Source organism: Lentibacillus kimchii (assembly GCF_055381965.1).
Genome location: NZ_AP043934.1, coordinates 1,264,923 through 1,290,212 on the forward strand (window position 1 = coordinate 1,264,923; position 25,290 = coordinate 1,290,212).

A 25,290-nucleotide genomic window follows, 5' to 3' on the forward strand; every position below is an offset into this window, starting at 1 on the left:
AAGACGGAGACATGAGGGATACTGATCTGTCCAGCGAATCAGGAAATGGTGGAAGCCTGAAGCAGTGGTGTATCCTGACCATCACTCCCGAGTATTTATTCTGAATCGAAGTAGGAATGAACGGCTTATTCACGTTACGAATCCTCAAGTGAATTTAAAAATAGCTATAAATCATTTTTAAGTTTATAAGGGTGGTACCGCGGGTCTTCTCGTTCCTTTTTGGATGAGAAGATTTTTTATTTTTAACGAATTACACGAAGGAGTGACAAAATGGATTATAAAGACACGCTATTAATGCCAAATACAGCGTTCCCAATGCGCGGAAACTTGCCTAATAAAGAACCAGAACGGCAAAAAAAGTGGGAGAGCGACCATATTTATGAAAAAGATATGGAACGTACTAAAGACCGTCCGTTGTTTATTTTGCACGATGGTCCGCCATTTGCTAATGGCGATCTGCATATCGGACATGCACTTAATAAGGTATTGAAAGATTTTATCACCCGCTATAAGTCCATGAGCGGCTATCACGCTCCTTATGTGCCTGGCTGGGACACACATGGCCTGCCAATTGAAACGGCTTTGAAGAAAAAGAAAAATGTTGACCATAAAACAATGAGTATCGCGGAATTTCGGCAAAAGTGCGCCGACTATGCCATGAAGCAGCTCGATAATCAGCGTGAACAGTTCAAAAAGCTGGGTGTTCGGGGTGACTGGGAAAATCCGTATATCACGCTTACAAATGACTATGAGGCCGCACAAATCAGGGTGTTCGGTGAGATGGCCAAAAAAGGATATATTTATCGGGGACTTAAACCGGTTTACTGGTCACCATCATCTGAGTCAGCATTGGCTGAAGCAGAAATTGAATATTACGATAAACGCTCGCCATCCATTTATGTGGCTTTTGACGTCAAAGATGGCAACGATGTACTTGATGGTGACGAAAAATTCATCGTTTGGACAACAACACCATGGACGATTCCGGCTAATCTTGGGATTGCACTGAACCCGGAACTGACATATGTGGTGGCTGCTGTTAATGGTGAAAAATATATAGTCGCTGAGGCGCTGCTGGAAACCATCGCAAACGAACTGGGATGGGAAACACCAGACGTCATTAAAACATTTAAAGGCGACCGCGCCGAGCGTGTTGTAGCAAAGCATCCGTTTTATGACCGTGATTCACTGGTCATGCTGGGCGAACATGTGACAACTGATGCCGGGACTGGTTGCGTGCATACAGCGCCGGGACATGGGGGAGATGACTTCTATATGTCACGCTCCTATGGTATCGAACCGTTGTCCCCTGTTGATGACAAAGGCTGTTTCACAGATGAAGCACCTGGTTTTGAAGGGGTGTTTTATGATAAAGCAAATAAACTGGTGACTGAAAAACTGGAGGCGTCCGGTTCGCTGCTCAAATTGGCGTTTGTCACCCATTCGTATCCGCACGATTGGCGTACGAAAAAACCGACGATTTTCCGTGCAACGTCACAGTGGTTTGCCTCGATTAAAGATTTTCGTCAGGACATTCTTGAGGAGATTAACCGTATTCAATGGTATCCATCATGGGGTCAGGCACGGCTTTATAATATGGTTCGCGACCGTGCTGATTGGTGTATTTCCCGTCAGCGCACATGGGGCGTACCTATTCCTGTCTTTTATGCTGAAGATGGAACGCCACTGATTACGGATGATATCATCCAGCATGTTTCACAATTATTCGCGGAACATGGCTCAAATATTTGGTTTGAATGGGAAACAGGCGATTTGCTGCCTGATGGATTTACGTCGGAACACAGTCCAAATGGGATATTCACCAAAGAAACGGATATTATGGATGTCTGGTTTGACTCAGGTTCTTCCCATGAAGCTGTCTTAAACGAACGAACGGATCAGCAGCGTCCAGCTGATGTTTATCTTGAAGGCAGTGATCAGTACCGCGGCTGGTTCAATTCATCTATCTCCACAGCTGTGGCTGTTACTGGCAGAGCACCATATGAAGCTGTTATCAGTCACGGTTTTACACTGGATGGCAATGGCCGAAAAATGAGCAAATCACTCGGGAATGTTATGGATCCGCTAAAACTGCAGAAACAATTGGGGATCGACATCTTCCGTCTCTGGGTGTCATCCGTCGATTATCAGTCCGATGTGCGTATTTCTCAGGAGATTTTGAAACAAGTGTCCGAGGGTTACCGCAAAATCCGTAATACCGTCCGCTTTATGCTGGGCAATTTAGCTGACTTTGACCCGCAAAAAGACATCGTTCCGGAAGCGGAAATGGAAGAAGCTGACCGTTATATGCTGCACCGTCTGCAAACAATGCTGAAACGGGCTCGCGACAACTATGACATCTATGAGTTTTCACCGGTGTATTCGGCGATTCATAATTTCTGTGCTGGTGACTTAAGTTCTTTCTATCTCGATTTTGCCAAGGATATTCTGTATATCGAAGCAGCAGATAGTCCCCGGCGCCGGAGCATCCAGACTGCCTATTATGAAATCATAACAACCCTGGTGAAATTGCTGACACCGATCATTCCACATACAGCTGATGAGATGTGGGATTATATCCCTGGTGCTGCAGAAGAAAGTGTACAGCTCACGGACATTCCAGAGCCAAGGGAAATTATCGGTTTTGGTGATCAAAAAGCGAAGTGGGATCACTTCATGGACATCCGGGATGACGTTTTGAAGGCATTGGAGGAAGCTCGGGAAAAGAAAGTTATCGGTAAACCATTGGAAGCCAGAATCACCATTGTCCCTAAAGATGATCAGACTAAACATGTGCTTGAAAGTATTAACAATCTGCACCAGCTGTTCATTGTTTCAGAGGCTGTCTTAACGGACAACGCCCCTGAGGCCGGCGATTACCAATTTGTTAATGTTCAAGTTGAAAAGCATCCTGGTGAGACATGTGCACGCTGCTGGACAGCTGATGAATCTGTTGGCAACGACACGGATTATCCGGATTTATGCTCCCGGTGTGCCGGTATTGTAAAAGAGCATTACAGTGTGTAATTGATTAAAATCTGAAAAGGTGTCTGACTTTTACGATCCCGTTCCAGAAGTCAGACCCTTTTCAGCATTGTTATAAACTGCAGATCGTTTGGCAGTAACGAAGACATGACTCGGAGGAACTTACATGTATTTATATTACATATTGGCATTAGTGGTGATTGCCGTTGATCAGCTGACCAAATGGGCAGTCGTTAAAACGATGGAAATGGGTGACCAGATAACCGTTATTGAGCATTTTTTCTATTTAACGTCACATCGTAATAGCGGGGCAGCCTGGGGCATTCTGCAAGGACAAATGGGGCTTTTTTATATCATCACCGTCATCGTTGTTGCTGGCATCATTTACTTTATGCAGCACTATGCTAAAGATAGCAGGCTGCTGGCAATTGCGCTGAGTGTCATTCTCGGAGGGGCTATTGGGAATTTTATAGACCGGTTATTCCGGCATGAAGTGGTAGACTTTTTTGACTTTATAATCTTCAGCTACGACTATCCTATATTTAACATTGCCGATTCAGCCCTGGTCGTTGGTGTTATTCTGGTTATTATCATAACTATTAATGACGAAAGAAAGGAAAAAAAGCGACATGACAAATCAGCACATGGTGACAGAAAATGAACAGAATAAGCGCGTCGATAAATTGCTTACGGAGCTGATAGGTGACATCTCGCGTTCTCAAGTGCAAACCTGGCTCGCGGATGGGCATGTCCATGTTAATAATGGCCGTGTTAAAGCACATTATAAGTGTCAGGCGGAGGATATGATTGAATGGTCCCTGCCTGAAACGGAGGAAACGGCGATTGAACCGGAGGCCATTCCGCTGTCAATTGTTTATGAGGATGACGATTTGCTCGTTGTTAACAAGCCAAGGGGAATGGTCATTCATCCATCAGCGGGACACAGCAACGGCACACTGGTAAATGCGCTGTTGCATCATTGTGATCATCTATCTGAGATTAATGGCCCCAATCGGCCGGGCATTGTTCACCGTATCGATAAGGATACAAGCGGGCTGGTAGCTGTGGCCAAAAATGATCAGGCTCATATCAATCTTGCAGAGCAGCTATCGACGAAAACAATGGAACGGCAGTATGAAGCCGTTGTTCATGGCGTGATAAATCATGAAACAGGTTTGATTGATGCGCCAATTGGCCGGGATCCAAATGATCGGAAAAGGATGGGCATTGTTGAGACTGGCAAAGATGCTGTTACACATTTTCGCGTGCTGGCACGGTTTAATGGTTTTACGCATGTATCCTGCCGGCTGGAAACCGGCCGCACACATCAGATTCGTGTTCATATGAAATATAGTGGTTATCCGATTGCAGGAGACCCGAAGTACGGGCCTCGAAAGACTCTGGATACCGGTGGGCAGGTGCTGTATGCGAAATCGCTGCAGTTTAATCATCCGAGAACAGCCGAGCCGCTTTATTTCGATGTCGCAGCACCGGAATACTTTCAGGAATTGTTAGCCCAATTAAAAAAAGATGTTGACAGGAGCTGAAAGGTCTGCCAAACTATGCTTAATGTCATAATGCACCTTTAATTTTGGTCCGGTGAGGCTTAAAAGGTAGCGGTAGCGTGCCGTCTGTTCAACAGACACAGATGACGCACAAAATCCCTTTTACCTCATTGGTGAAAGGGATTTTTCAGTTTTAGGGAGGAGTGATGATAATTGCGGAAAAAAACAGTTTTGCTTGATCAGGCTGGCGTGGATCGTTCACTAACACGGATAGCCCATGAAATTCTTGAAAAAAATAAGGGAGGCGGCGATCTTGTGCTGACCGGTATCAAAACACGCGGTATTCCGCTGACAAAACGGCTGCAGGGCAAGATCCAGCAGATTGAAGGTGTCACGGTGCCGACAGGTGAACTGGACATTACGCTATACCGTGATGATTTGACTGAAGTGACTGACGACCGGGAGCCAGCTTTAAAGGAAACATTGATTAATACATCCTTATATAATAAAAAAGTAATCCTGCTCGATGATGTGCTTTATACGGGCAGGACAGTCCGGGCCGCGCTGGATGCTGTTATGGATATTGACAGGCCCTCACAGATCCAGCTGGGCGTACTGGTTGACCGGGGTCACCGGGAGTTGCCAATACGAGCCGACTATGTCGGGAAAAACATTCCGACATCTCGTGAAGAAGTGGTCAGTGTGCAGCTCCAGGAAGTGGACGGACAGGATGATGTCAGCCTATATGAAAACTAAATCAGCTGACCTTTAATTAAATCCCGAGAGATTTAAAAGGTTGCTTACAGGATGCGTCGTCACGGATGCGTTTACCTCTTTGCAGCCTTTTGCAAAGAGGTTTTTTTGTGACTTGAACATAAACAGGAGGCGATTAGATGAGCGAGCAAAAAATGGTGATGGATGTTCATGAAATACCGAGACTGCGAAGGTGGATCATTCTCAGTCTGCAGCATTTATTTGCTATGTTTGGTTCAACCATTCTGGTTCCGTTTCTGACTGGTTTATCACCCGCAGTAGCCTTGATCTCAAGCGGCTTGGGGACACTGGCATACCTGGTGATTACAAAAGGGAAGATTCCAGCTTATCTGGGATCAAGTTTTGCGTTTATCGCACCAATTGTTGGGGCAAGTGCTGCAAGCGGCCCAGCTGGTGCCATGATTGGAACGTTTCTGGCGGGTGTGGTTTATGGTGCTGTCGCACTGCTTATTCGTTTGTCAGGCATGAACTGGCTGATGAGGCTGTTACCGCCGGTCGTTGTTGGGCCTGTTATTATCGTTATTGGTCTGGGACTCGCGTCAACAGCGATTGATATGTCCATGTACCTGCCAGGACCGGATGAAGATGTTTATAGTATAACGCATTTCAGTGTGGCACTCTTTACGCTGGCGGTTACGATTATCGCGTCCATTTATTTTAAAGGCTTCTTCAGTTTGATTCCGATTTTAATCGGCATTGTGGCAGGCTATGGCTTTGCTCTTGTTCAGGGAATTGTCGATACAGCAGAAGTTGAAACGGAGTGGGCTGCTATCACTTCTTCAGGATCGATAAGTGAATTTTTCCAGGCTTTATTTAAATTACCGGAATTCGTCGTACCATTTGTTGACTATTCACCGTTTGAAATAATCAGTGGTGACATCGTCCTGTTAATGGCACCTGTTGCTCTGGTCACCATTGCTGAGCATATCGGTGATCAAATGGTACTTTCCAAAGTAGCTGGCCGCAACTTCCTGGAAAGACCAGGCTTACACCGCTCCATTATGGGTGATGGTGCGGCAACCATTATTGCATCTCTTTTGGGAGGACCGCCCAATACCACATACGGTGAAAATATTGGTGTTTTGTCGATAACACGCGTGTTCAGTGTTTTTGTCGTCGGAGGAGCTGCTGTCTTTGCCATCTGTTTTGGATTTATTGGTCTCATTACGGCTTTAATCAGTTCCATCCCTTCTGCTGTGATTGGCGGAATCTCGATTCTCTTATTCGGAATTATTGCGTCAAATGGGCTGCGAATGCTGATTGATAATCAGGTTGATTTAAGTGATAAGCGAAATCTGGTGATTGCTTCTGTCATTCTCGTTATTGGTGTAGGTGGTGCCTTCATTCAGCTGACAGATAACTTGCAAATTGCTGGCATGGCTTTGTCAGCCATTATTGGGGTCTTGCTCAATCTCGTTCTGCCGGGTAAAGAAAAAGGTTATGGCAATGGCACGATGTTTGCTGACATGGACACAGCCGAATCTGATCATGATGACAGTGCGGCGTAAGTCATAGTCATTATGAAACCAATGCGTTATAATAATGGTTATATTAACTATCCTTATTAATTGGGGCGTTTCATGATGAAGATAGATGATTATGCTTTACTGCTGAAATTAAATGAAGTCGGGACAATTCGCGGGACGGCAAAGGCTGTCTTAATCTCCCAGCCGGCAGTGACGCAGCGACTCAAATATATTGAGGACTATTTTGGAGGGGCGATTTTTATCCGCACATCCAAAAGTCTACTGCTGACACCGGCTGGTGAAATGATTCTGCAGCACGCCCGGAAAGTAATGGATGAGGAAAACACCATCATGAATGCACTTGCTGAATCAAGCGGCGATGTCCAGGGACGCTTGTCAATTGCTTGTTCATCACTTGTCAGTCAGCGTTTTCTTCCATCGATTCTGGGTAAATTTACAGCAGCCTATCCAAAAGTGGCTGTTGATTTGGTAACCGGTCTCAGCGAGTCGATTAAACGGGAATATAAAAACTATCATGTCTGTATTATACGGGGAGAAAAGCTGAAGGAAACCGTTAATGACTTATTGTTTGACGATCCCTTATACATGTTTGATACCCAGCCCTTTCCTGTAGATAAACTAAAGGAACGGCCGCTGATCTCATTCAAAAGTGATGATAGTATGCATGAACTCGTTGATAATTGGCTTTATCATCACCAGGCGCAAATTCAGCCAATTAAGATGCTTCATGTGGACCAGATTGAAACATGTAAGCAATTTATGAAACAGGGGCTGGGAATGGCTGTTTTACCCGGAAGTGTTTCGGCTTCGTTAATGAATGATTATCCGCATATTCCGCTTATGCTGGATGGTAAGACCATTACCCGCGCTACTTGGGTCTGTTATCAGGAAGGAGTGCGCCGTTTACCGCAAGTTGATCAGTTTTTGAAGGCAGTCTCGAATGAAACATTTATTTAAGCATCTATCACGAGACTTATTCAAGCGCTGTGACTGATTTTCTGTGTCAGGACAGAGGATAGCGTTTTGCACGACGTTTCAGGAGCATTGAAAGATGGATAGCTGGTCATCCATCTTTCAATGCTTCAATCAGCCGTTTTTCCGGTGTGACAAATAATGTTTTCTGGTTATTGTACGTAACAAAGCCTGGTTTGGAGCCATTTGGTTTCCATACATGCCGTACTCTGGTGTAATCAACAGGAACAGATGATGACTGGGATGATTTGCTGAAGTAAGCTGCCAGCTGGGCTGCTTCCTGTAATGTCTCATCGGCAGGATCCTGGCCGCGGATAACGACATGTGATCCAGGGATGTTTTGAGTATGCAGCCAGATGTCATCACGGTTTGCCATCTTCATAGTTACATAGTCGTTCTGTTTATTATTTTTACCAACCAAAACGGGCGTCCCGTCGGATGTGGTGAACCGTTCCGGACTGGGCTTTGCCGGTTTCTTTTTGCGCTTTCCCTGCTTTTGTTTCTTCAAATAGCCTTCTTCTCTTAGTTCATCACGGATTTCTTCTATATCAGCCAGACGCGCGGTATCAATTTGCTGCAGCAGCTGATCCAGGTAAGTGATCTCCTGTTGGGCCTTAACTATTTCCTGCTGCACCTTGTCTTTTGATGTTTTTAATTTTTGATACGTTTTAAAGAAATTCTGGGCATTTTCACTTGGCGTTTTGTTCGGATCCAAATCGATGGTTATCGTGTTTTGTTCCGGGTCATAGTAGTCGATCACCTGAGCGTCCTTGTCACCTTGTTTAACCTGATGCATATGAGCGGTCAAAAGCTCACCCAGACGCTGATAGGTAGCGGCATGTTCTGCTTTTTTTAATGTTTTTTCGTGTTTTTTCAATTTCCGGTTGTTTTTGTCTTTCTCATTTTTTAGGAACTGGTATAAATCTTTTGCCTGCTGCTTCACCCGGTCGCGTTCAGCTTTACCGGAAAAGAAAGCATCAAGCATTGAATTTGGATCGCTAAACACGTCTGCTTCACCGTTTGCATGTGTGATCGGCAATACATGAAAGTCTTCTTTCCCGTTCCTGTAAATGCCGGGTGAATAGCGGTTCGTCTTTATGGCTTCTTGCATATTGGCAAATGCGTTCTGATACGCCTCAATCGACCCGAGTTTTGCCTGATAAGCAATTTCCTCGGCGAGAAAAGGCGAGAAGCCCATGATTGTTCCGACAATCTGATTGCCTACTTTCCCGCTGTTGAAGTCCAGTTTTTGAATAAATGCTTCACTGCTGATTTGCAATGGGTCAGCTTTGTTCTGGCTAGGCGGCAGTCGATAGGTATGCCCCGGCAAAATGGTCCGGTAACGATTTTGTGAGGCCGGCACGTGTTTCAGACTGTCTAAAATATGCCCTCTATCACCATCAACAAGCGTGATATTACTGTGTTTGCCCATCAATTCGATAACCAGTTTCTTGCTCGTCATATCCCCTATCTCATTCCGGGACTGGACTGAAAGTGTAATAATCCGCTCCATGCCATATTGTTCAAGCGATTCAATGACGGCACCAGACAGGTGCTTCCGGAGCAGCATGCAGAACATTGGAGGTTCTTTTGGATTTTGATAGGTCTCATGTGTCACGTGCATGCGGGCATATACCGAATGAACGGACAACAGAAGTGAATGGTTCTGCCCTTGACTGCGTATGGTGATAATCAGCTCTGTATCTGTAGGCTGATGTATTTTGGCGATTCTCCCTGGTATGATCTTTTCCTGCAGATCGTTTGTAACCGCGCGGGTAACAATTCCATCATATGGCATCTAATCACTTCTCCTTGTATTCCAGACGAACCGTTAGCCCCGAGAGGCTCTTGTAACGCATGCTGATCAGCATGCAAGCAGCAAAACATCTGTATCAAATCCGCCTGCTTTTCATAATGTCAGTATAGCATGTTTCCAGACAAGTCTGCATAGATATTGGTATACAGACTGACGCGCAAAAGATTTTCCTGATGAAGCTGGAGGGAATGCAGGATGAAATGGTATCAGATGGATGTGGATGTGGTCGAGCAAAAATTGCACGTCACGACAAAGCAGGGCCTGTCGGATAAACAAGTGGACAAGCGCCGGAGACAGGATGGTGAAAATCGGCTGGCCTCAGAAGAAAGAACATCCAGATGGCTGATTTTTTTGAAACAATTCCAGGATTTCATGGTACTGGTACTTCTGGCCGCTACACTTATTGCCGGCATGCTGGGGGAATATGTTGATGCAATAGCTATTATCATCATCGTACTGGTTAATGGAATTCTCGGCTATTTTCAAGAACAAAGAGCGGAAAAGTCGCTCGATAAATTAAAAGAAATGGCAGCACCTGTGGCTACGGTACTGCGTGATGGGACGTGGCAAAAAGTCCTGTCACAGGATTTGGTAGCAGGTGATGTTGTGCGGGTTAGCAGTGGTGACAGGGTGCCAGCTGACATCCGGGTGACTCAGGCTAATCATCTGGAAACAGAAGAATCAGCTTTAACCGGCGAATCCTTGCCGGTTATGAAACATGCATCCCCGATTTCGAAAGATCAGCTTGAAGCGCAGGATCAAGTAAATATGGGGTTTATGAATACAATTGTGACGCGAGGAAATGGAACAGGAATCGTTGTTGGTACAGGTATGCGTACCGTTATGGGACAAATTGCATCGCTGATGACCCAAACGAAAAAAACAACAACACCGCTTGAACATAAACTTGCTGAACTGGGTAAAATTCTGATTGCAGTAGCACTCCTTTTGACAGCTTTAGTTGTCCTGGCCGGTGTTTATCAGGGTCACTCGGTTTACAATATGTTTCTGGCAGGCGTATCGCTGGCCGTGGCCGCCATACCTGAGGGGCTGCCGGCTATTGTGACCGTTGCTCTGTCGCTGGGTGTTCAGCGTATGATTAAGAAGAAGGCTATTGTCAGGAAACTGTCGGCGGTTGAAACACTGGGCTGTGCTTCAGTTATTTGTTCAGACAAGACAGGTACCATGACGGAAAATAAAATGACGGTTAAAGAAGTTTTTCTCAATCATAAAACACTTGATGTAACGGGGGAAGGCTATAAGGCAAAAGGTGATATTTATCTGGAGCAGGACAAAGTTGACAGGAACTTTCCGAATCTGGAACAAATGTTTCTTTATGGCATGGTGTGCAATAATGCTTCATTAATGGTTAAGAAAGGCCATTATTATGTTGATGGTGATCCCACAGATGGTGCGTTGCTTGTGGCCGCCCGAAAACTTGACATGTCGCATCAGCTTCAGGATAACTACCGAATTATTAGAGAAATGCCTTTTGATTCTGAACGTAAGCGGATGAGTGTAGTCGTTGAAGATGACAATAAAATGCGCTTTTTGATTACGAAAGGCGCCCCTGAAGTTCTTCTGCCGCGATCAGCTTACGTCATGAATGAACACGGACGAAAGCAAATGCAGCGGGATGATCAGCAGTCAATCGAACGAGCAATTGATAACATGGCGGAAAAGGCATTGCGCACACTGGCAATAGGTATGAAACCACTTGCGAAAAACACACCTTTGGATTCAGTGGAACTGGAAAATGATCTGTCATTCATCGGTTTATACGGCATGATGGACCCGCCAAGACAAGAGGTGAAATCAGCTATTGCCGAATCCCGTGAAGCAGGCATCAAATCTGTCATGATCACGGGCGACCATGAAAAAACCGCCCGCGCCATTGCAAGAGAACTGAATCTGCTTCCGGAAGACGGCATGGTTCTGGATGGTGCGCAGCTGAATGCTATGTCAATTGAAGAACTGCGTGACGTTATTGACCAGGTCTACGTGTTTGCAAGGGTGACCCCGGAACACAAGCTTAAAATTGTCGAGGCGTTTCAGGAGGAAGGTCATATTGTTGCTATGACCGGTGATGGCGTGAACGATGCCCCGGCAATTAAGGCTAGTGATATTGGAATCAGCATGGGGTATAGTGGGACAGATGTTACGAAGGAAGCCTCGTCACTTATTTTAATGGATGATAATTTTGCGACCATTAAGTCGGCAATTATTGAGGGACGTAATATCTATGAAAACATCCGCAAATTCATCCGTTATTTACTGGCTTCTAATGTTGGGGAAATTTTAGTCATGCTTTTGGCGATGCTGTTAGCTATGCCGCTGCCGCTAGTGCCGGTACAGATTTTATGGGTGAATTTGGTCACAGATGGATTGCCGGCAATGGCCCTGGGACTGGATCAGCCAGAAAACGATGTCACGCGGCGCGGTCCAAGGAATCCAAAAGAAGGCATCTTCGCCAGAGGTCTTGGTTTTCAAGTTATCAGTCGCGGTTTTTTGATCGGAATTGCTGCTCTGACTGCCTTTATGATGGCCTTTCAGGGTGATCCGGATCAATTGATATATGCCCAGACGATCACTTTCACGACACTGGTGATGGCTCAGCTGATTCATGTTTTTGATTGCCGCAGTGAGCATTCAATATTTGCCAGAAATCCATTTGAAAACCGGTTTTTAGTGCTGGCAGTCCTGTCATCCATTCTGCTGCTTTTAGTCGTTATCTATTGGTCGCCTTTACAGCCAATTTTTCATACAACTGCTCTGGGCGTGAGAGATTGGGTGCTTGTTCTTGGTTTAAGTGTCATCCCGAGTGTTCTATTCGGGTTCAGTAAAAAATAAGGTTTATGTCCCTTCTTTTAAGCACAGCGCCCCTATGCGTTAGAGGGTAACTCTATTCGCTGGGGACGCGCAGACAAGAAGGGTTTTTCTTTATTGTCATAATTGGTATAATGACGTTATATAGAAACGTGCTTGATTAAGAGATATCCCCATTGCGATCGCCGTCACGTTTAAGCAGCTGCCTGTAAGATGGCAAATGCTTGTGTTCTGACTTTTATTTACATTATAATAGGTTTATTAATCATTTTGAACTGATTCCGTCGACAGAGAGAAAAGAGACGTTGATACGCAAACATTTAAGGGGGAGCCAATTTGAGTTTACGATTAATCAATATAGGATTCGGAAACGTGGTTTCAGCTAACCGGGTCATTTCAATTGTGTCACCGGAATCGGCGCCGGTTAAACGAATCATTACGGTCGCACGTGACGCAGAGAAACTGGTGGATGCCACCTATGGGCGGCGTACACGTGCTGTTATCATAACAGACAGCGACCATGTTGTTCTCTCGGCTGTACAGCCAGAAACTGTCGGACAGCGCGTTATCAGTCATGAAGATGCTGTAGACGAGAATAGCTAGGAGGAAACGTTTTGCTTGATGAAAAAGGCATTTTATTTGTTTTATCCGGCCCCTCAGGTGTGGGAAAAGGGACCGTCAGAAAGGACCTGTTTAAGCAGTCAAATGATCTGGCGTATTCAATTTCCATGACGACCCGGGAAAAACGGCTTGGGGAAGCTGAAGGCATTGATTATTTTTACAAAACAAATGATGAATTTGAACAGCTCATTGCGGATGGAGAGCTTTTGGAATATGCCCGTTTTGTCAACAATTATTACGGAACACCGAGGCGCTATGTAGAAGATACATTGCGGAGCGGGAAGGATGTCTTTCTGGAAATTGAAGTGCAGGGTGCTGTACAGGTGAAAGAAAATTTTCCAGAGGGCGTTTTCATTTTTCTATTCCCTCCCAGTCTTGAGGAATTAAAAAACCGGATTGTTGAACGGGGAACCGAATCGCAGGATGCCGTATTGAACCGGTTGAAAGAAGCGGAAAATGAGATTGACATGATGGACGTTTACGATTATGTTGTGGTTAATGATGATGTGAATACAGCTGTTTCCAAGATCCAGTCCATCATCCAAAGTGAACATTGCAAGCGCGAGCGAATCGCGAGACAATATAAGCAAATATTAAAGGAGGAATCCTAATATGTCCATGCTGGAACCATCTGTTGATGATTTACAGACAAAAATCAGTTCTAAATACACACTGGCTACGATTGCAGCTAAGCGTGCACGGGAGATACAGGAAACAGATAGAGTCCTGGTCGATCATCCGAAATCAAATAAGTACGTTGGTCAGGCACTTGAAGAAGTGATGGCGGAAAAAGTGTTCGTAAAAGAAGATAGCAAATAAAGCGTCTCGCAACCCCCCGCTGTTTAACCTGCGGGGGGTTTATGTTTTGACATGTTTCCCGGGAGGGTGGCGTATGATGCAAAATAGACACATACTTCTTGGTGTATCAGGAGGTATTGCTGCTTACAAAGCGTGTGCTTTAACGAGCAAACTGACACAGCAGGGGGCACAAGTCAAAGTGATTATGACCCGGAATGCGGAGAAGTTTGTCTCACCTCTGACATTTCAGGCTCTATCACGAAACCCGGTTTATACAGACACTTTTGATGAAAAAGATCCGGAAAAAATTGCCCATATTGACTTAGCTGACTGGGCTGACATAACGATTCTTGCACCGGCAACAGCTAATATTATTGGAAAACTTGCAGGCGGAATCGCTGATGATATGCTGTCAACTGTCCTTCTTGCCACACAGTCCAGTGTTTATATCGCACCAGCGATGAATGTCCATATGTATGCACACCCCGCTGTAATGAAGAATATGCAGCAGCTTGATGCTTGGGGCTATCACTTTATCGAACCGGGGGATGGCTATTTGGCGTGCGGCTATGTCGGCAAAGGAAGACTGGAAGAGCCGGAAAGCATTATGACAGCAGTAGACGAGCATTATTCAGGTGATGCTCCACTGGCCGGCAAACATGTGCTGATATCCGCAGGTCCCACACAGGAAAAAATCGATCCTGTCCGTTTCTTCACAAATCATTCCACAGGAAAAATGGGTTTTGCTCTGGCAGAGGAAGCAGCAAGTTTAGGTGCCAGCGTGACTCTGGTTGCCGGTCCGGTAAGTCTGACAACGCGCCATCAGCAGATTAACCGCGTTGATGTCGTCACATCAGAAGAGATGTATCAGAAAATGCATGCATATTTCCCGCAGAGTGATATTGTTGTTAAAGCAGCTGCCGTTGCGGATTATCAGCCGAAACACGCCTATAATGAAAAACTGAAAAAACAGTCAGATGACTGGCGCATTGACATGGAGCGGACAAAGGATATTCTGCAGTCTCTTGGTAATTTAAAGGGCAAGCAATTTCTGGCAGGTTTTGCAGCGGAAACCACACATCCGGTGGACGCCGGCATAAGAAAATTGCAACAGAAAAAACTCGATGCTGTCATCATTAATGATCTAGGGGCTGATGGTGCTGGTTTCGGAGGCGATACCAATGCCGTAACCTATGTTAACAGCGCCCAGGATAAACAAGAGCTGACACTAAAATCCAAGCAGGCTATCGCTCGGGAGATCATGCTGTTAATCGCTCGTGATATGAAGGCTGAGACAACGTGACGATTGCGAATGTGATTGTTGATGTGCCGGCCAGTTCAATTAATCAGACATTTGACTATACGATACCCGAACGTTTCCGTGACATTCTGCAGCCTGGCATGCGCGTCATTGTTCCTTTTGGTCCGCGTAAGGTCATGGGGTATGTCGTGAGCTTAGCAGATGAATCATCCTTCGATAAGCTTAAAGAGTTGGCGGATGTTCTTGACTTGACCCCAATCCTGACACCGGAATTGCTTGATCTCGGCAAATGGCTCGCTGAAGAAACGTTGAGCTTATATATTACAGCGTACCAGGCGATGTTGCCGCAAGTCTTAAAAGCAAATTATAAAAAAGAACTTGAACGCCTGCGTCAGGATTCGCTTTCCAGTGAACTCGAAGCGTTTTTTGCCGGCAGGGATTTTGTTCCGTATGAAGAGCTGGATAACGGACATGTCCGTTTTTCAAAAGTCCAAAAAGCTATACAGGATGGGGACATAACGGTTCATTATTTGGTTAAGTCACGTGTGACAAAGAAATATGTCACATATCTGGAGCCGGCACGAGAACCGCATCTGCTGGAAGAGGCACTGCAGGATATGTCAGACAGGGCGAAAAAGCAGCAGCAGTTACTCACTTTTTTTATTGAACAGCCACAGGAAATCAAGCTAAAGACGGTTATGAAAAAATTTAACACGACACGGGCCACAATTAACACACTGATTTCTAAAGGCTTGCTCAGATCGTTCAGACAAGAAGTCTACAGGAACCCGTATGCGCAAACTCAGTTTGACAGAACGGAGCCGCTTGAATTGACATCTGAACAGCACGAAGCTATCAAACCTGTTCTGCACAGAATTCGGGATCATGCGCACGAGGTATTTCTTCTGCATGGCGTCACGGGCAGCGGAAAAACGGAAATCTATTTACAGACCATCCAGGAGGTTATTGACCGTGGGGAAGAAGCGATTGTACTGGTGCCGGAAATCTCTTTAACACCGCAAATGGTTAACCGGTTTAAAGCTAGGTTCGGTTCCAATGTCGCAGTCCTGCACAGCGGTTTATCCCAGGGTGAGAAATATGATGAGTGGCGACGCGTTCAGCAAAACGAAGTTCAGGTGGTGGTTGGAGCCAGATCAGCCGTGTTTGCTCCATTTGAAAACCTGGGTATCATCATTATTGATGAGGAACATGAAACCAGCTATAAACAGGAAGATCAGCCCCGTTATCATGCGCGCGATGTAGCAATCCATCGCGGCGATTACCATCATTGTCCTGTCGTTTTGGGAAGTGCGACACCAGCTTTGGAGTCTTACGCGCGAGCGCATAAAGGCGTTTATAACTTACAGACTCTGAGCAAACGGACGAATGATAAAGCAATGCCGGATGTTCATGTTGTGGATATGCGCGAGGAGCTGCATGCAGGCAATCGCACTATGTTTTCCCGGCATTTAAAGGAATCGATGGAACAGCGCATCAGCCGTGGTGAGCAGGTCGTTCTTTTGTTAAACCGGCGCGGCTATTCTACGTTTGTCATGTGCCGGGAATGCGGTCACGTCCGGGAATGCCCACATTGTGATATTGCGCTGACATTTCACAAACACAGCAATCAGCTCAGGTGTCATTACTGTTCATATGAAGAGCCTGTGCCCATGTATTGCCCTATGTGCAGCAGTGATTTAATCCGCTTTTTTGGAACGGGAACACAACGCATAGAAGAGGCGCTGACACAATTGATGCCCGAGGTACGCCTATTAAGAATGGATGTTGATACAACCCAGCGGAAGGGAGCCCACGAGAAACTGCTCAATCAATTTGCTAACCAGGAAGCAGATATTTTGCTGGGAACCCAGATGATCGCCAAAGGGCTTGATTTTGAAAATGTCACGCTTGTTGGCGTTTTAACAGCTGATTCCATGCTTAACCTGCCGGATTTTCGAGCATCCGAAAAAACATTCCAGCTCTTGACACAGGTGAGCGGACGTGCAGGCAGACATGATTTGCCTGGTGAGGTTATTGTCCAGACCTATACACCAGATCACTACAGTATTGAACTGGCAAGCCGCTATGATTACTGGCAGTTCTACCAGCAGGAGATGAAGATGCGGAAAAGATTTCAGTATCCGCCCTACATGTTTTTATCTTTAGTCACCATTTCTCATGAAAATCATGTTACAGCTATACAGACTGCCCAGCAAATTGCCAAACAACTATGGAAGTATGTGCGTCAGGATACCGTTATCCTGGGTCCAACTCCGTCACCAATAGCCCGGGTAAAAGATCGCTACCGCTACCAATGCATGATAAAATACAAGCATGAGCCAGAGCTGCGCGCATTAATTAATAAAATTATTCGTCAATTTGCCGATGATATGCGTAAACGAGACCTGCAAATATCTGTGGATATGCAGCCATACCAGTTAATGTAAATATAGTTAACGGAAAGGAGTGAGTTGGATGAAACGTGTTATTTTTATGGGGACACCTGATTTTGCTGTACCGATTCTGGAGGCCCTGATTAAGACAGACTGTAAGCCAATGCTGGTTGTGACACAGCCGGATCGTCCCAAAGGCCGCAAAAAAGTGATGACACCTCCCCCAGTCAAAGAGGCAGCAGAGAAACACGCTTTACCGGTATTGCAGCCAGAAAAACTGAAAGATGATTACCAAACGATTCTTGACTATGAACCGGACATTATCATAACGGCTGCTTACGGCCAAATTTTACCGAAGGCCATACTTGAAACGCCGGTATTTGGGTGCATTAATGTACATGCGTCCCTGCTGCCGGAATTGCGAGGCGGTGCTCCGATTCATCATGCGATTTTACAAGGCAAACAGGAGACAGGGATTTCCATTATGTATATGGATGAAAAAATGGATACAGGTGATATTATCAGCCAGGAGACCGTGCCGATTAAAAGTAATGACCATGTAGACATACTGCATGATAAACTGGCTGAAACAGGAGCACGTCTCCTAACTGATACGCTTCCTGATTTATTTGCCGGAAATATTAGCCCTGTCAGTCAAAATCACGATTCAGCAACTTATGCCATGACAATCAAGCGCAAGCAGGAAGAAATAAACTGGCGCGAGTCACACGAGGTGATTTATAATCACATTAGAGGGCTGCATCCCTGGCCGGTTGCCTTTACAACGTATAATGGCCAGGTTATGAAAATCTGGTGGGGTGAAATGGATGATACAATCTATACAGGCGAACCGGGTGAGATTGTCCAGATTATCGGCGATGACGCTTTTATCGTTGTCTGTGGTGATCAACAGGGTATAAAAGTGACTGAAATTCAGCCCGCCGGTAAAAAGCGCATGAGTGTTAACCAGTACTTGCAAGGCTCATCGGATCGGATTAAAACAGGTACGTTAATGGGGGATTAAATGACTGACTATCATGTAAGAGACACCATTCTTCAGCTGCTTGTTCGCATTGAACAGGATAGCGGCTTCAGTCATTTGCTGATAGATCAAGAAATCAAAGCTCAAAACATCTCATCAAACGATCAAGCACTTTTGACAGAAATTGTCTATGGGACCATTCAGCGTCAATTAACGCTGGATTATTATCTCAAGCCTTTTATCCATTCACGCAAAAAGCTGCAGTTATGGGTCCGTATGTTGCTCCGGATGTCTGTCTATCAAATGCAGTTTCTGGATAAGGTCCCAGACCATGCGGTTATACACGAAGCGGTGGAAATTGCCAAACGTCGCGGTCATAAAGGCATTGTCTCGTTTGTGAATGGTGTTCTGCGAAGCGTGCAGCGCCAGGGTGTTCCTGATATAGATGCTATTCAGGACGCCGCAGAACGGCTGGCTGTGGAGACAAGCCACCCAATATGGCTCGTAAGGAACTGGCTGGATGTGTACGGTTATGATTTGACACGAGACATGTGCCGTGCCAATCTTGAACGAAAGCCTTTGAGTATCCGGGTGCAGCCGTTAAAAATCACACGTGACAGGGCAATGGATGAACTGTATAAACTTGGCTTTTCAACCCGCAAATCGAATTTTTCCGATCAAGGCATTATTGTTGATGAAGGCAATATAATACATACATGGCTTTTTCAGGAAGGCTATGTAACGATTCAGGATCAAAGTTCAATGCTGGTAACGGAGATGCTTAATGCTGAACCGGGTCTGGACGTATTGGATGCCTGCAGTGCACCTGGCGGCAAGGCAACGCATACTGCTGAGAAAATGCAGGACGACGGGACCGTTGCCGCTTATGATCTGCAAGCCAAAAAGGCGAAGCAAGTCAGGCAAAAAGCAGCCCAGCTTGATCTAACAATTATCAATGCCCAAGCCGGTGATGCTCGTAAACTGCAGGAACAGTACAAAAAAGAACGTTTTGACCGGATTCTGGTGGATGCTCCCTGTACGGGTTTTGGCGTTATCCGCGGTAAACCGGATATTAAGTACCACAAGGAAGAAAGGGACAGTGAGCGGCTAGCGGAAATTCAGCTTGCTATACTGGAAGAAGTGGCTCCCCTGTTAAAACCAGATGGCTTGCTGCTTTACAGTACTTGTACAGTTGGAGAAAAAGAAAATAATGATGTCATTACAAATTTCCTGGCCACTAGTACCAATTTTGTTGTGGACAAACGTTTTTTTGAACAATTGCCTGCCGAGATCCGGCAGTCACCCGGCTGCACGGAAAATGGCTTGCAGCTGTTTCCGCAGACGTTTTCGACTGATGGATTTTTCATCACGCGGCTTAAACGAAAGGCTTGATACTTGCAATTTAAAGTGGACAGGTTGCTGTCGAGAGGTGAAAAAATGAAGGAATATTTCCAGACAGACAAAGGCCAAATCAGGGATCATAATGAAGATGATGGCGGTGTGTTTTATAATGAGGCCGGTCAGATGCTTGCGGTCATTGCCGATGGGATGGGCGGTCACCAGGCAGGTGATGTAGCCAGTCGGATGGCAACGCTTTTCATACGGGATAAGTGGGAACCTTTGACTGGCTTAAACTCCGCCGAAGAAACCGAGACATGGTTAACCAATATACTTCAGGAAACGAATCGTGCGATACATGAAGAAGCTCTGGAACATGAGGCATATGCCGGTATGGGTACAACCGTGGTTGCGGCTGTCTGCACAAATCAATTTATGACTGTTTCGCATATTGGTGATAGCCGGTGCTATCTGCACAGCGAACAGGGCCTGAAGCAGCTGACAGAGGATCATTCTCTGGTTAATGAACTGGTGCGATCCGGTCGAATCAGTCCGGAAGAAGCTGAACAGCATCCCCGTAAAAATGTTCTGCTGAAGGCAGTGGGAACAGAAGGCGTTGCCGTGCCTGATGTTCAGACAATCGAATGGACGTCTGGCAATCAGCTTCTGCTGTGTACTGATGGACTGACGGATAAATTAACAGATAACGAAATTGAGACGTTTATGCAAAAAGAACAGGAACCTGACATAATCGGGAATGACATGATTAAACGAGCCAATGAACAGGGCGGTGAGGACAATATTTCGCTTCTTATCATCCGCCATGACGACCGTGTGCAAGCAGGTGATGCGTAATGCTTATTGGTCACCTGCTGAATGAGCGCTATAAGGTCGTGGAGGCCATTGGCGGCGGTGGTATGGCGGATGTTTATCTGGCAGAAGACCTTATTCTTGACCGCCAAGTGGCTATAAAAGTATTGCGTATGGATTATGCTGACGATGAGGAGTTTATTGCTCGCTTTGACCGGGAAGCGCAAGCCGCAGCAAGCTTGTCTCATCCCAATATTGTTAACATTTACGATGTCGGTGAAGATGAGCAAATTTTATTTATGGCGATGGAGTACGTTGATGGATTGACGCTTAAGGAGTATATTCAGAAGCATGCACCACTCGATGCGGCAGAGGCGCTGGCAATTATGAAACAAATTGCTTCCGCGATTGCGCATGCCCATGCCAACGATATTATTCATCGGGATATCAAACCGCAGAATATTTTGCTTGATACATATGGCAATGTTAAAGTGACTGACTTTGGCATTGCAATGGCTTTGAGTGCGACAGCATTAACTCAGACCAATTCTGTGATGGGATCCGTCCATTATTTATCACCTGAGCAGGCTCGCGGTGGTGCTGCCACTAAAAAATCGGATATTTATTCACTCGGCATTGTTTTGTTTGAGTTATTAACAGGACGTCTCCCTTTTTCAGGACAGTCACCTGTCTCGATCGCTTTAATGCATTTACAGTATGATACACCCTCGGTTAAACGATTTAACCAGAATGCACCTCAAAGTGTTGAAAATAGTGTTTTAAAAGCTACAGCGAAGGATCCATTTCACCGTTATGATTCAGTTGATGATATGGAGCGTGATCTGGATACAGCACTCAACCCTGACAGGCGCGACGAGGAAAAATTTATGCCGCCAGCCGAGGAAGGCGATGAAACAAAAGCAATTCCTATCATAACGGATGACGCTATGCAGTCGAATGCGTATGAAGATACAACGGTTAATTCGTCAAATGAGGATACGAAACCCCATTCTGATAACAAAACAGAGCAAACGGATAAGGGATCTGGCGGCGAGGAAAAAGTCGCCAAAAAGCGCCGGCGAAAAAAATGGCCGATCCTATTTAGCATTCTGGCTCTTGTATTAGCGGCCGGGGCTGCCACGTTCTTTTTACTGCCTGGAAATGTTGATATTCCTGACGTAAGCGGTATGAACTATGAAGAAGCATTGACTGAATTGCGTGATTCGAACCTGGATACAAAACGCGAGATGGACTATTCAGAGGAGATAGATGAAGGCCAGGTCATTGAAACAGATCCGGAGGCCGGAAGTACGGTGAATGAAGATACGCTGGTGACGATGATGGTTAGTCAGGGAAAAGAAACCGTGACCATGTCTGATTATACCGGAGATGATTATGACCAGGTTAAACGCATCTTGAAAAATAAAGGCTTTGACAATATAACAGCTAAAGAGGATTACTCGGATGAGCATGGGCCAGGGAAAATCGTTTCCCAAGTACATCCTTCGCCTGAAACTGATGTCATTCCAGAAGAAACGGAAGTCATTTTTGATGTTAGTAAGGGTTCGGCCCCGATCCATTTAAATAACGTAGCCGGCATGACTAAACAAAAAGCAGCCGATACATTAGAAGACCAAGGTTTAGATGTTGTCATTAAAGAGGAAGCATCGGACAATATATCAGAAGGTAACGTCATCAATCAGGATCCAGAAGCAGGAACGAAAATGAAAGCAGGCGATACGGTGAAAGTTACCATATCCAACGGGCCTGAAGAAAAGCCGCCTGTTAATCATGAGGTGACACTTAATGTTCCGTATAGTCCAGATGAGGAAATGAAAAATCAGGATGAGAAGCCTGAACAAACCGTGTCCGTTTATATAGGGGATAGCAACCATTCCATAGATGAAACGTATGAGACGTACACGATCACCGATGACAAAGAGCTTAAGATCCCCTTAACGATTGCGCCCGGCAGTGTTGGAGAATACAAGGTAATGCGTGATGATCAGGTTGTAATCGATAAGTCAGTTTCGTATAAAGAAGTGGCAGGTGACTAGATGGCTGAAGGAAGAATTATTAAAGCAATCAGCGGTTTCTATTATGTACAATCGTCTGGTAATGTGTATCAGTGTCGCGGGAGAGGGATCTTCCGTAAACAAAAGATCACACCGTTTGTCGGTGATTTTGTTGAATTCGAGGCACCGAAGCCTGATGAAGGCTACATCCTGGCGATTAACCCGAGGCAAAATAAGCTAATCCGTCCGCCAGTTGCCAATATTGATCAGGTTATCCTTGTCAGTTCAGCTGATATGCCTGAGTTTAAACCACTTTTATTGGATCGTTTTCTTGTGTCGATTGAAGCGAAAAAAATGAAACCAGTTATTTTCCTGACGAAACAGGATCTCATTGGGGAAATTGCTCAAAGAAACCTGCTTGACTATCAAACAGTGTACGAACAAATCGGGTATTTCGTGGAATTAATATCTGGTGAGGAGCAGGAAATTTCAGACAGGCTAAGATCTTACTTAACGGAGCGTGTATCCGTTATGGCCGGGCAATCAGGCGTTGGCAAATCATCGCTGTTGAACAGTCTGAATCCTTCACTGCAGCTTGCAACAGGCGATATATCGATGAGTTTGGGCAGAGGAAAACATATAACCCGGCACGTTGAACTTGTTGAAGCGGGTGGAGGTCTTGTGGCTGATACGCCAGGTTTTAGCACACTTGATTTTGCTGATATTGAGGCAGATGAACTGCGGGACTGCTTTCCGGAAATACGCCACCGGCAGGGGGAGTGCAAGTTTCGCAGCTGTCTGCATAATCATGAGCCACAATGTGCTGTCAAGAAGGCCGTGGAAAATGGTGATATAGCCTCCAGCCGATATGAACACTATTTGCGCTTTTTAGAGGAAATTTATTCACGAAAGCCGAGGTATTAATCTATGACGAAAATTGCACCGTCTATTTTATCAGCTGATTTCGCGCAGCTCTCGAAGGAAATACGGGATGTTGAAGAAGGTGGGGCTGATTATATCCATGTTGATGTCATGGATGGTCATTTTGTCCCGAATATTACGATCGGACCGCTCATTGTTGATGCGATCAGGCCGCATACCAGCCTGCCGCTTGATGTCCATTTAATGATTGAAAATCCGGATCAGTACATTCCAGCTTTTGCTGAGGCCGGGGCATCCATCATAACGGTTCATCAGGAAGTCATCCCTCATTTGCACCGGACCATTCAGCTTATAAAGGATAGTGGAGCAAAAGCCGGTGTTGTCATTAATCCGGCAACGCCTGTTGAAATGGTCCGGGATATTCTGAACGATGTTGATCTTGTCTTGCTGATGACGGTGAATCCAGGCTTCGGAGGCCAATCGTTTATCCCGCAGGTTGTACATAAAATTGAACAGATTGATGCATGGCGGAAGGCCAATCAGCTAAATCTGGAAATTGAGGCTGACGGCGGGATTAATCGTGACACAATTAGACAATGTACCGATGCTGGGGCAGATGTCCTGGTGGCAGGAAGCGCTATTTTTAAACAGGCTGACCGCAAACAGGCTATAAGCAATCTGCTTCAGGCTTCTGAAAGAGGCGATTAACATCGTGTCACACATTGCGATTATGGGAAACGGTCCAGTGGAGCTGATTCCTGATCTTTCAGACTGCGAACCAGATGTGTGGATCGGAGCTGATCGCGGCGCACTGGTATTGCTGGAAAAAGGGATCACGCCGGATTATGCAGTCGGTGATTTTGATTCAATGAGTTTTGACGAGCAGGCCAAGGTTGAGAGGGGTGCGGATGTTTTTGAGAAGTATCCTGTTGAAAAGGAAGAGACGGACCTGGATATTGCCCTCAATAAAGCGTATGATCTGCATGCCGAAACCATTTCTTTATTTGGGGTAACGGGTGGGCGGCTTGATCACGCCTTAATCAATATGCAATTACTGTATCCGATGAAAAGCAGAAACGTATCAGGTGCTATCATTGATCAGCAAAATCAGCTTGAGTTAGCCATGCCCGGTGAACACGAAATTCGCTATGACATGGACTACCCGACGATTTCCTTTATACCATTTACCCAGCAGGTAAAAGGCCTGACGCTTCATGGCTTTTACTACGGGCTTGCGGATAAGACGCTTCTTTGGGGGTCAACCCGCTGTATTTCTAACAGGCTGATTTCAAATTCAGGTACTTTTTCATTTGATGAAGGCATACTATTAATAATAAAGAGTTGTGATGGTTAGACATCCTGATTTTTTGTATTGAAAGTTTGTTTGGATACAGAGGAGGCTGAGAACTTATGAAATTTTATACAATTAAGCTCCCACGATTTATAGGCGGGTTTGTCCGAGTGGTTGCAGATGTATTTAAAAGGGGTAAATAAAGGCAGGGTTTAATAAGCTTTTGTCATAATATGGCAGAAGCTTTTTTCTCATATAAAAAAGCATCCTATACGGATGCTTCCTATATGAGAATATAAAATCACTTAATTAAACGCGTTGTACTTTACCAGACTTCAGGGCGCGTGCAGATACATAAACCCGTTTTGGTTTGCCGTCTACCATAATGCGCACTTTCTGGACATTCGATTTAAATTTGCGTTTATTAGCATTCATTGCGTGGGACCGATTGTTCCCTGTATGGGTGCGGCGACCGGTTACAGCACATTTTCTAGACATGTTTATACCTCCTGTTCACTTGTTTCCTAAACTGCT

Annotated in this window: 22 protein-coding genes; 20 read left to right on the forward strand and 2 right to left on the reverse strand. The window is 45.4% G+C overall.

The genetic code is table 11. From position 1 onward, the window contains the following. Positions 1–270 precede the first annotated feature (270 nt). The 6 genes from ileS (at position 271) to ACZ444_RS06875 (ending at position 7,708) form a co-directional block, all read left to right on the forward strand. Positions 271–3,027, forward strand: coding sequence for an isoleucine--tRNA ligase (ileS, locus tag ACZ444_RS06850; RefSeq protein WP_382357209.1), 2,757 nt, complete (start codon positions 271–273; stop codon positions 3,025–3,027). A 124-nt stretch (positions 3,028–3,151) separates the two neighbouring features. Then, positions 3,152–3,646, forward strand: coding sequence for a signal peptidase II (gene lspA / locus ACZ444_RS06855; RefSeq protein WP_382357210.1), 495 nt, complete (start codon positions 3,152–3,154; stop codon positions 3,644–3,646). After that, a complete protein-coding gene (locus tag ACZ444_RS06860; RefSeq protein WP_382357211.1) occupies positions 3,615–4,532 on the forward strand; it encodes an RluA family pseudouridine synthase in 918 nt (305 codons plus the stop codon). Before lspA ends, ACZ444_RS06860 begins: the two co-directional genes overlap by 32 nt. A gap of 171 nt (positions 4,533–4,703) precedes the next feature. Then, the gene (gene pyrR, locus ACZ444_RS06865) at positions 4,704–5,246 is read left to right on the forward strand and encodes a bifunctional pyr operon transcriptional regulator/uracil phosphoribosyltransferase PyrR (protein ID WP_382357212.1); all 543 of its coding nucleotides are present in this window, start codon (positions 4,704–4,706) and stop codon (positions 5,244–5,246) included. A gap of 137 nt (positions 5,247–5,383) precedes the next feature. Beyond that, a complete protein-coding gene (locus tag ACZ444_RS06870; protein WP_382357213.1) occupies positions 5,384–6,772 on the forward strand; it encodes a solute carrier family 23 protein in 1,389 nt (462 codons plus the stop codon). A gap of 75 nt (positions 6,773–6,847) precedes the next feature. Then, positions 6,848–7,708 (forward strand): LysR family transcriptional regulator, encoded by an 861-nt coding sequence (locus ACZ444_RS06875; protein ID WP_382357214.1) that lies wholly within the window; start codon positions 6,848–6,850, stop codon positions 7,706–7,708. Between the two features lie 106 nt (positions 7,709–7,814). On the opposite strand, the gene ACZ444_RS06880 is transcribed toward ACZ444_RS06875, so the two are convergent. Then, positions 7,815–9,521: an Rqc2 family fibronectin-binding protein gene (locus ACZ444_RS06880; RefSeq protein ID WP_382357215.1), complete on the reverse strand. Its 1,707-nt coding sequence runs from the start codon at positions 9,519–9,521 to the stop codon at positions 7,815–7,817. Positions 9,522–9,734: 213 nt separating this feature from the next. Between ACZ444_RS06880 and ACZ444_RS06885 the strand changes: the two genes are divergently transcribed. The 14 genes from ACZ444_RS06885 (at position 9,735) to spoVM (ending at position 24,959) form a co-directional block, all read left to right on the forward strand. Next, positions 9,735–12,389, forward strand: a complete 2,655-nt coding sequence (locus ACZ444_RS06885; RefSeq protein ID WP_382357216.1) for a calcium-translocating P-type ATPase, SERCA-type — start codon at positions 9,735–9,737, stop codon at positions 12,387–12,389. 312 nt (positions 12,390–12,701) lie between these two features. Beyond that, complete coding sequence (gene remA, locus ACZ444_RS06890) at positions 12,702–12,968, forward strand: extracellular matrix/biofilm regulator RemA (RefSeq protein ID WP_382357217.1); 267 nt, start codon at positions 12,702–12,704, stop codon at positions 12,966–12,968. An 11-nt stretch (positions 12,969–12,979) separates the two neighbouring features. After that, positions 12,980–13,597 (forward strand): guanylate kinase, encoded by a 618-nt coding sequence (gene gmk, locus ACZ444_RS06895; protein WP_382357218.1) that lies wholly within the window; start codon positions 12,980–12,982, stop codon positions 13,595–13,597. A gap of 7 nt (positions 13,598–13,604) precedes the next feature. Further along, on the forward strand, positions 13,605–13,805 hold the full coding sequence (gene rpoZ, locus ACZ444_RS06900; RefSeq protein WP_382357364.1) for a DNA-directed RNA polymerase subunit omega: 201 nt from the start codon (positions 13,605–13,607) through the stop codon (positions 13,803–13,805). A gap of 73 nt (positions 13,806–13,878) precedes the next feature. Next, positions 13,879–15,087, forward strand: coding sequence for a bifunctional phosphopantothenoylcysteine decarboxylase/phosphopantothenate--cysteine ligase CoaBC (gene coaBC, locus ACZ444_RS06905; RefSeq protein ID WP_382357219.1), 1,209 nt, complete (start codon positions 13,879–13,881; stop codon positions 15,085–15,087). Beyond that, positions 15,084–17,492, forward strand: coding sequence for a primosomal protein N' (priA, locus tag ACZ444_RS06910; RefSeq protein ID WP_382357220.1), 2,409 nt, complete (start codon positions 15,084–15,086; stop codon positions 17,490–17,492). Before coaBC ends, priA begins: the two co-directional genes overlap by 4 nt. 28 nt (positions 17,493–17,520) lie before the next feature. Then, a complete protein-coding gene (gene fmt / locus ACZ444_RS06915; protein ID WP_382357221.1) occupies positions 17,521–18,462 on the forward strand; it encodes a methionyl-tRNA formyltransferase in 942 nt (313 codons plus the stop codon). Continuing rightward, positions 18,463–19,812, forward strand: a complete 1,350-nt coding sequence (rsmB, locus tag ACZ444_RS06920; protein ID WP_382357222.1) for a 16S rRNA (cytosine(967)-C(5))-methyltransferase RsmB — start codon at positions 18,463–18,465, stop codon at positions 19,810–19,812. 45 nt (positions 19,813–19,857) lie between these two features. Then, positions 19,858–20,613: a Stp1/IreP family PP2C-type Ser/Thr phosphatase gene (locus ACZ444_RS06925; protein WP_382357223.1), complete on the forward strand. Its 756-nt coding sequence runs from the start codon at positions 19,858–19,860 to the stop codon at positions 20,611–20,613. Then, a complete protein-coding gene (gene pknB, locus ACZ444_RS06930; RefSeq protein WP_382357224.1) occupies positions 20,613–22,625 on the forward strand; it encodes a Stk1 family PASTA domain-containing Ser/Thr kinase in 2,013 nt (670 codons plus the stop codon). The genes ACZ444_RS06925 and pknB overlap by 1 nt, the downstream gene beginning before the upstream one ends. After that, complete coding sequence (rsgA, locus tag ACZ444_RS06935; protein WP_382357225.1) at positions 22,626–23,507, forward strand: ribosome small subunit-dependent GTPase A; 882 nt, start codon at positions 22,626–22,628, stop codon at positions 23,505–23,507. It begins immediately after the preceding gene. Positions 23,508–23,510: 3 nt separating this feature from the next. Continuing rightward, a complete protein-coding gene (rpe, locus tag ACZ444_RS06940) occupies positions 23,511–24,173 on the forward strand; it encodes a ribulose-phosphate 3-epimerase (RefSeq protein ID WP_382357226.1) in 663 nt (220 codons plus the stop codon). Positions 24,174–24,177: 4 nt separating this feature from the next. Next, complete coding sequence (locus tag ACZ444_RS06945; protein WP_382357227.1) at positions 24,178–24,819, forward strand: thiamine diphosphokinase; 642 nt, start codon at positions 24,178–24,180, stop codon at positions 24,817–24,819. 56 nt (positions 24,820–24,875) lie between these two features. Continuing rightward, positions 24,876–24,959 (forward strand): stage V sporulation protein SpoVM, encoded by an 84-nt coding sequence (gene spoVM / locus ACZ444_RS06950; RefSeq protein WP_382357365.1) that lies wholly within the window; start codon positions 24,876–24,878, stop codon positions 24,957–24,959. Between the two features lie 106 nt (positions 24,960–25,065). On the opposite strand, the gene rpmB is transcribed toward spoVM, so the two are convergent. Next, complete coding sequence (gene rpmB, locus ACZ444_RS06955) at positions 25,066–25,254, reverse strand: 50S ribosomal protein L28 (RefSeq protein ID WP_382357228.1); 189 nt, start codon at positions 25,252–25,254, stop codon at positions 25,066–25,068. Positions 25,255–25,290: the final 36 nt, after the last annotated feature.

Excerpts from the sequence above, each read along its gene's own strand:
- rpe (WP_382357226.1), top strand. The coding sequence starts at position 23,511 with ATGACGAAAATTGCACCGTCTATTTTATCAGCTGATTTCGCGCAGCTC.
- coaBC (WP_382357219.1), top strand. The coding sequence starts at position 13,879 with ATGATGCAAAATAGACACATACTTCTTGGTGTATCAGGAGGTATTGCT.
- rsmB (WP_382357222.1), top strand. The coding sequence starts at position 18,463 with ATGACTGACTATCATGTAAGAGACACCATTCTTCAGCTGCTTGTTCGC.
- rpmB (WP_382357228.1), bottom strand. The coding sequence starts at position 25,254 with ATGTCTAGAAAATGTGCTGTAACCGGTCGCCGCACCCATACAGGGAAC.
- ACZ444_RS06925 (WP_382357223.1), top strand. The coding sequence starts at position 19,858 with ATGAAGGAATATTTCCAGACAGACAAAGGCCAAATCAGGGATCATAAT.
- ACZ444_RS06885 (WP_382357216.1), top strand. The coding sequence starts at position 9,735 with ATGAAATGGTATCAGATGGATGTGGATGTGGTCGAGCAAAAATTGCAC.
- ACZ444_RS06870 (WP_382357213.1), top strand. The coding sequence starts at position 5,384 with ATGAGCGAGCAAAAAATGGTGATGGATGTTCATGAAATACCGAGACTG.
- ACZ444_RS06880 (WP_382357215.1), bottom strand. The coding sequence starts at position 9,521 with ATGCCATATGATGGAATTGTTACCCGCGCGGTTACAAACGATCTGCAG.
- pknB (WP_382357224.1), top strand. The coding sequence starts at position 20,613 with ATGCTTATTGGTCACCTGCTGAATGAGCGCTATAAGGTCGTGGAGGCC.
- fmt (WP_382357221.1), top strand. The coding sequence starts at position 17,521 with ATGAAACGTGTTATTTTTATGGGGACACCTGATTTTGCTGTACCGATT.
- ileS (WP_382357209.1), top strand. The coding sequence starts at position 271 with ATGGATTATAAAGACACGCTATTAATGCCAAATACAGCGTTCCCAATG.
- rsgA (WP_382357225.1), top strand. The coding sequence starts at position 22,626 with ATGGCTGAAGGAAGAATTATTAAAGCAATCAGCGGTTTCTATTATGTA.
- lspA (WP_382357210.1), top strand. The coding sequence starts at position 3,152 with ATGTATTTATATTACATATTGGCATTAGTGGTGATTGCCGTTGATCAG.
- ACZ444_RS06875 (WP_382357214.1), top strand. The coding sequence starts at position 6,848 with ATGAAGATAGATGATTATGCTTTACTGCTGAAATTAAATGAAGTCGGG.
- ACZ444_RS06860 (WP_382357211.1), top strand. The coding sequence starts at position 3,615 with ATGACAAATCAGCACATGGTGACAGAAAATGAACAGAATAAGCGCGTC.
- rpoZ (WP_382357364.1), top strand. The coding sequence starts at position 13,605 with ATGCTGGAACCATCTGTTGATGATTTACAGACAAAAATCAGTTCTAAA.
- spoVM (WP_382357365.1), top strand. The coding sequence starts at position 24,876 with ATGAAATTTTATACAATTAAGCTCCCACGATTTATAGGCGGGTTTGTC.